This window comes from Raoultella sp., from assembly GCF_039594335.1.
Classification (GTDB): Bacteria; Pseudomonadota; Gammaproteobacteria; order Enterobacterales; family Enterobacteriaceae; genus Klebsiella.
Map to the genome: position 1 here is coordinate 1 of NZ_JBCNNS010000216.1, position 4,746 is coordinate 4,746.

The following is a 4,746-nucleotide window of genomic DNA, read 5'->3' on the forward strand; positions in this document are numbered from 1 at the left end:
GCCCGAGCGCTTCCTGCGCCAGTTCCGGCGGCAGGGTGTAGACCGGGACGGTGGCATCCAGCTGCGCGCCGAGGAAAAATGCGATAGAGAGGCGCTCCTGGTGTGCCGGCGGAGATACCACTCGATGTACGGTGGCCCGCAGATAGCCATTGGTGGCCAACTCCAGCAGTTCACCAATATTGACGACGAAACTGCCAGCCAGCGGGGTTGCGTCGATCCATTTCCCGGGGGCAACTTCCACCTGCAGACCCTTTTGCTCATCCTGAAGCAGGAAGCTGAGGAAACCGGAGTCCTTATGTGCGCCGACGCCCTGGTGGCTTTGCGCCTCATGCTGACCGGGATAGCGGATCAGTTTGATATGCTCGTTGGGTTTATTGCCATACAAGGTATCAAAGGCGTCATCAGGCAGCGCCAGCGCTTCAGCAAAAGCGCGCAGCAGGGTTGTGCCGACCTGGGTCATGGCACGCTGCCAGCTCAGCAACGTGGGTTTCAGCGTTGGCAGGGCTTCCGGCCACAGGTTCGGCCCCTGCAGGCGCTGCCAACGCGGTGCATCGTCATCCAGACGCAGCGCCTGACGCTCGGCGCCAATATCAAATTGTTCTCGCCAGTCTGGTTGCCCGCGGGTCAGCTCCGATGCGGCGCGGTTATAGCCGCGAAAGTGAGGGGAATGAATCATCGCGACCGGCTGTTTTTGCTCATCAGACAGGGCAAAAAAGCGGCGGGACTGGTGCTGGACAGCCTTTTGCAAGGTATCATCGACGCCATGATTGATCAGATAAAAGAAGCCGATCTCGCGGGCCGCATGGCGAAGGTCGGCGAGAAAAGCCGTTTTTTCAGCCGGATCGGCGTAGCGAGCAAGATTGAGAATCGGCAAGGTCGTTGCGTTCATTGTGTTCTCCGAAGACAGCATTCAGGGAAGAGCGTTTATTCAGGTTCAGGGTTCGGGGACAACAACAGCGCATGGCGATTTCCTCATTCTGTGGGGTGAGCACAGCTTGCCTCAACGGAAAATAATCAACCAATAACCTTCTTTTCTAATTTATGACCGCGCGGGGTTCTGTGCTTTTGCGAATAATCGATAAAGGCGGTGCGAACCTTCTTTCTGCCTTGCGCAGGGGCGATGTAGCCAGTATGGTGTGCGACATTTCTCAGGTATTCAGGATTCAACATCACAATGCAGCCTTCCAAAGATCCTCTTCATGGCGTCACCCTCGAGGCTTTACTGAACGCGCTGGTGGCAAAGTATGGCTGGGCCGGGCTGGCAAAACGGATCAAGATCAACTGTTTTAAGAGCGACCCGAGCATCAAATCGAGCCTCAAATTTTTACGTCGGACGCCCTGGGCGCGCAAAGAAGTCGAAGAACTCTATATCGACTCCCTTGCTGATTCGACGTCCGCTGACACGCCGCTCCCGGCGGAGAGTCCGTGGGCGAACTGGCAGCATAAAAAAGAGTAATGCAGCCCTGGCTTGAAGGTGTGAAGAGGTTACAGCACCGTCTCACCACGTAGCGAACCCGGCGCTTTGCCAGTGATGCGCTTAAAGGCCCGGCTAAAGGCGGCCAGCGAGCTGTATCCCAGGCGGAAGGCAATCTTTTCCAGGGTCTGACCTTCATCCGAAATATACTGCACGGCCAGCCGCATCCGCAGTTCCGTGAGATAACGCGCGGGTGTGTTCCCGGTGGCGGCGAGGAAACGCTCCGCAAAAACGGAACGCGAGGTCCCGGCCTCGCGAGCAAGCTCTTCGACTTTCCAGTTGACGCCAGGCCGCTGATGCATCGCGTAGATCGCTCTGGCGAGTTTGGGATCGCGCAGGACTTGTACCCAGCCGTTGGCGTTACCGCATCCGCACTCCACCCAGCCGCGAACAATCAGCGCCGCCACCACATCGGCCAGTCGCGCCAGAATACCGGCATAGCCCGCCTGCCGTGTGAGGCTTTCACGTTCCATGGCCGCCAGCATCGGCTGGATTTCCGGGCGGCTGGTCAGAAGGCTGCTGACCAGCATCACTTCGGGCATCGCTTTGACCAGCGGCTGCATGCCGCCCAGCTCAAAGTCCATACAAGCGCTGAAGATAATAGCGCTGTCGCTTTTCGCGTCGTCGCACGCGTTTTTGACACAGCTTACCGAGTTACAAACCGCTTCGCTGGGAAGTCTGGATACGTTGACTACCGATGCCTGGTCATCAGAGAGCAGCACATGACCATCGCCGTTGGGAATAAACAGCGCATCGCCGCTTTGCAACGTTAAGCGCTGACCGCTGACCATGCGCAGCAGTACCGGGCCCCGGCTGATAAAGTGAAACTGCGCTTTACCGGGCACGAAGCCGAATTCGACGCCGAAAGGACGGGAGGTTTCGATGCGCCGGTAGTTGACGCCGGAAAGGCGCATGCCGCGCAGTAGTTCGCTGGTGAGATCGAGGGCTTTCTGAGTCATAACATCATTCCCGGACGAATTATCAATAATCACAGAGTATGTATCATAGATCGTCCGGGCGGAACCTCTTAACCTTAGCGAAATGTTAATTGTTCTGGAGAGATGTTTATGAGTTCCTGCATTACAACTGAAGAGAGCCTGACCACCGCCAGGCCCGCATGGCGCGCCGTCTATGCTCTGGCATTGGGCGTTTTCGGCCTGATTGTTGCAGAGTTTCTTCCCGCCAGCCTGTTAACACCGATGGCCGCCAGCCTTGGGGTCAGCGAAGGGATGGCGGGACAGGCGGTGACCGCGACGGCGCTGGTGGCGCTGGTGACCGGATTGCTGATCACCCCTGCGACTAAAAATATCGATCGCCGCTGGGTACTGATGTTCTTTTCTGTCCTGCAGATCGTCTCCAGCCTGATGGTGGCCTTCGCCACCTCGCTGGAGTTTCTGCTGCTGGGGCGTCTGTTGCTGGGGATAGCGATCGGCGGATTCTGGTCGATGTCAACCGCCACGGCGATGCGTCTGGTGCCTGCCGAATTGGTGCCGAAAGCGCTGGCGGTGATCTTCTCCGCCGTGTCGATAGCGACCGTGGTGGCGGCGCCGCTGGGCAGCTATCTGGGCGGTTTGATCGGCTGGCGCAGCGTCTTTATTCTCTGTACGGTCCCGAGTGTGCTGGCGCTGCTGTGGCAACTGTGGGTGCTACCCTCGATGCGCCCGGAAAGTGTCGGCAGCTTTGCTACGCTGTTTAAGGTTCTGCGCCGTCCCGGTATGGTCGGCGGGATGCTGGCGACCATCTTAATTTTCAGCGGACATTTTGCCTTTTTCACCTATCTGCGGCCATTTCTGGAAACCGTCGCCCAGACCAGTGTCGAAGGTGTCTCATTGATTCTGCTGGGATTCGGGGTGGCGAACTTTATCGGTACCTCTATTGCCGGGCATCTGCTGAGCCGAAGCCTGCGCTTAACGTTGGCGCTGGTCCCGCTGGCCATGAGCATACTGGCGCTGATGATGGTGACGTTCGGTCACATCGCGCTCCTTGACGGACTGCTGGTCGCCTTGTGGGGCTTTGCCTTCGGTCTGGTGCCGGTCGGCTGGTCAACCTGGCTGGCAACGACGGTACCGGATGAAGCGGAAAGCGCTGGCGGTCTGCTGGTGGCGTCGATTCAACTGGCCATCAGCGCCGGCGCGGCCGGCGGCGGGGCGGTGTTTGACCTCAATGGCGCCAGCGGCGTCTTTACGGGCAGCGGTTTACTCCTGCTCACCGCCATGATTATTGTTTTTGTCGGCGTGCGGGTGAAATCCACCGCCAGCGAAGAATAAATCCGCGCAGGGTCAACGGTGCGCCTGCAGGCGCATTTTCTTCGCCGGCTGTTCCGGCCACGCCCCTTTGCGCTCCAGCAGGCGATACGCTCCCTCGTCGCTTATCCCTTCGCCCATCGTGACAAAACCGCTGGCGGCATAAAACGCCAGCGCGTTGCGATTAAGCGTCAGGCACTTTAGCCGGTAGCCGTGCTCTTGCCAGCCGGGTAGCGCCTGCAGCAGCATTTTGCCAACCCCGTATCCCTGACGGGCAGGAGCGACATGCAAATGGTGAATAAAATGGTCTGGCATCCAGACGGCAATAAACCCGGCCAGCTCTCCCTGCGGATCGTGCGCCAGCCAGATGGTTTCACCTTCAGTCTGCTTTTCCAGATCGGTTAAGCGGAAATCAGTGACGTTCAACCATGTAAACGTATGACACCGCGATAAAAGGAACAGCCGTTGCAATGCTGGCCAGTCATGACGGGTTGCCTGACGAACTGAAATAGTCAATGTCACTCCTTTGTCTTTCTCTGCCTGACCCGGAACCTCCCCGGCGGCGGCTGCGCGATTATAGCGAATCTCCCTTTTTAACTGCACGTCAGGCGCACAAAAACCGCCCTTCTGCGGTGCAGGGCAACGCCAGAATGACAATATGGCTACTAATTATCTCAATAATGAACTGATAAATAACACATAAAATACGTGGCATGGTTAATGTCTATCATTGTAAGTATTGGGATGCGCAGGGGACGGAGCCGTCATCTTTGATTTGTGGCTAACGGATTACTGGAGCTGATGATGACCGTTCTCAGAGAACCTTTGGTTGTCGCCAAATATGGCAAATGGACGCAACTGTCACTTGGCCTGATCTGCATGGCTTCGATATCCAGTCCACAATATGTCTGGACGTTGCTGACCAGACCGTTGACCGAGAAGCTGGGCGTCGGGTTGGCGGAATTACAGGTGACCTTTTCGCTGCAGACCTTTTTCTCGCCGTTTCAGGGACGGCTGGTTGAGCGCTTT

At 57.4% G+C, this 4,746-nt stretch carries 5 protein-coding genes and 1 pseudogene; 3 read left to right on the top strand and 3 right to left on the bottom strand.

The window, feature by feature from the left end; translation table 11 throughout:
- On the bottom strand, positions 1 to 889 hold an 889-nt coding region (locus tag ACZAHD_RS21660), incomplete at its 3' end, for an isopenicillin N synthase family dioxygenase (RefSeq protein ID WP_462458576.1).
- Between the two features lie 285 nt (positions 890 to 1,174).
- Here ACZAHD_RS21660 and ACZAHD_RS21665 point away from each other — a divergent pair.
- Positions 1,175 to 1,456, top strand: coding sequence for a VF530 family protein (locus ACZAHD_RS21665; RefSeq protein ID WP_462458577.1), 282 nt, complete (start codon positions 1,175 to 1,177; stop codon positions 1,454 to 1,456).
- Positions 1,457 to 1,485: 29 nt separating this feature from the next.
- Here ACZAHD_RS21665 and ACZAHD_RS21670 read toward each other — a convergent pair whose 3' ends face one another.
- Complete coding sequence (locus tag ACZAHD_RS21670) at positions 1,486 to 2,433, bottom strand: AraC family transcriptional regulator (protein WP_462458578.1); 948 nt, start codon at positions 2,431 to 2,433, stop codon at positions 1,486 to 1,488.
- A 108-nt stretch (positions 2,434 to 2,541) separates the two neighbouring features.
- Between ACZAHD_RS21670 and ACZAHD_RS21675 the strand changes: the two genes are divergently transcribed.
- On the top strand, positions 2,542 to 3,741 hold the full coding sequence (locus ACZAHD_RS21675; RefSeq protein ID WP_462458579.1) for an MFS transporter: 1,200 nt from the start codon (positions 2,542 to 2,544) through the stop codon (positions 3,739 to 3,741).
- Between the two features lie 12 nt (positions 3,742 to 3,753).
- Here ACZAHD_RS21675 and ACZAHD_RS21680 read toward each other — a convergent pair whose 3' ends face one another.
- Positions 3,754 to 4,233, bottom strand: coding sequence for an N-acetyltransferase family protein (locus ACZAHD_RS21680; protein ID WP_462458580.1), 480 nt, complete (start codon positions 4,231 to 4,233; stop codon positions 3,754 to 3,756).
- A 288-nt stretch (positions 4,234 to 4,521) separates the two neighbouring features.
- On the opposite strand from ACZAHD_RS21680, the pseudogene ACZAHD_RS21685 reads away from it, so the two are divergent.
- Positions 4,522 to 4,746, top strand: a pseudogene (locus ACZAHD_RS21685) (oxalate/formate MFS antiporter); the annotation flags it as partial.